This window comes from Heliobacterium mobile, from assembly GCF_009720735.1.
Lineage (GTDB): Bacteria > Bacillota > Desulfitobacteriia > Heliobacteriales > Heliobacteriaceae > Heliobacterium > Heliobacterium mobile.
In genome coordinates this window covers 1-1028 of sequence record NZ_WNKU01000100.1, presented here as the reverse complement: position 1 = coordinate 1028, position 1028 = coordinate 1, and the positions used below count along the sequence as shown (strand labels likewise).

The following is a 1028-nucleotide window of genomic DNA, read 5'->3' as shown; positions in this document are numbered from 1 at the left end:
GGTTCGAATCCTACTCGAGGAGCCAATGACGCGGGGTGGAGCAGTTGGTAGCTCGTCGGGCTCATAACCCGAAGGTCGCAGGTTCGAGTCCTGCTCCCGCAACCAAATCTGGCGGTGTAGCTCAGTTGGTCTAGAGCATACGGTTCATACCCGTAGTGTCGTAGGTTCAAATCCTACCACCGCTACCAAACTTCATAAACCCATTGGAGAGATGGCCGAGTTGGTCGAAGGCGCACGATTGGAAATCGTGTAGGCGGGCAAACCTGTCTCAAGGGTTCGAATCCCTTTCTCTCCGCCATGTCGGGGTGTAGCTCAGTTTGGTGGAGCGCCTGCCTTGGGAGCAGGAGGCCGCACGTTCAAATCGTGTCACCCCGACCATTTAATATAATAAGATGCGCCCGTAGCTCAGTGGATAGAGCACTGGTCTCCGGAACCAGGTGCGCAAGTTCGATTCTTGCCGGGCGCACCATTATCGTAGGGGAGTAGCTCAATTGGTAGAGCGGCGGTCTCCAAAACCGTAGGCTGCGGGTTCAAGTCCTGTCTCCCCTGCCATTAGACAATCGTTATTTGTGGTTATCAATGATTTCTAAAATATCCCGGTTGCAAGTTGGGCACTGATATGTTAAAGTATGTTTCTGTCGCTGAAGAGACGGAAAAGTGCCAAAAAGCGATATGCTTATACCGATTCTGGTCCTTGAAAATCAAACAGTTGTAGGCAAAAGCGTGCGAGACCAAAGTCAATTCGGCCCGCGAAAGTGGGACGGACATTTTCTTGAGAGTGAATGACTTCTGTTACAAGAAGCCTTAACTCGATAAGAAACTTTAACAATAGAGCTTGACTCAAGCTTATCTACATTATTTGTGGAGAGTTTGATCCTGGCTCAGGACGAACGCTGGCGGCATGCCTAACACATGCAAGTCGAACGGAGCACGGATACTTCGGTGGAAGTGCTTAGTGGCGGACGGGTGAGTAACGCGTGGATAACCTGCCTGAGAGTGGGGGATAACAGCCCGAAAGGGCTGCTAAT

6 tRNA genes and 1 rRNA gene are annotated in these 1028 nt (G+C 51.1%); all 7 read left to right on the top strand.

Annotated features, from left to right (window positions below):
• Nucleotides 1-29 precede the first annotated feature (29 nt).
• Nucleotides 30-105, top strand: a tRNA-Met gene (locus tag GJ688_RS19875).
• A gap of 5 nt (nucleotides 106-110) precedes the next feature.
• Nucleotides 111-188, top strand: a tRNA-Met gene (locus tag GJ688_RS19870).
• Nucleotides 189-205: 17 nt separating this feature from the next.
• Nucleotides 206-298 (top strand) — tRNA-Ser (locus GJ688_RS19865).
• 3 nt (nucleotides 299-301) lie between these two features.
• Nucleotides 302-378 (top strand) — tRNA-Pro (locus GJ688_RS19860).
• 16 nt (nucleotides 379-394) lie between these two features.
• Nucleotides 395-469 (top strand) — tRNA-Arg (locus GJ688_RS19855).
• A 7-nt stretch (nucleotides 470-476) separates the two neighbouring features.
• Nucleotides 477-552, top strand: a tRNA-Trp gene (locus GJ688_RS19850).
• A 306-nt stretch (nucleotides 553-858) separates the two neighbouring features.
• Nucleotides 859-1028, top strand: a 16S ribosomal RNA gene (locus GJ688_RS19845); the annotation flags it as partial.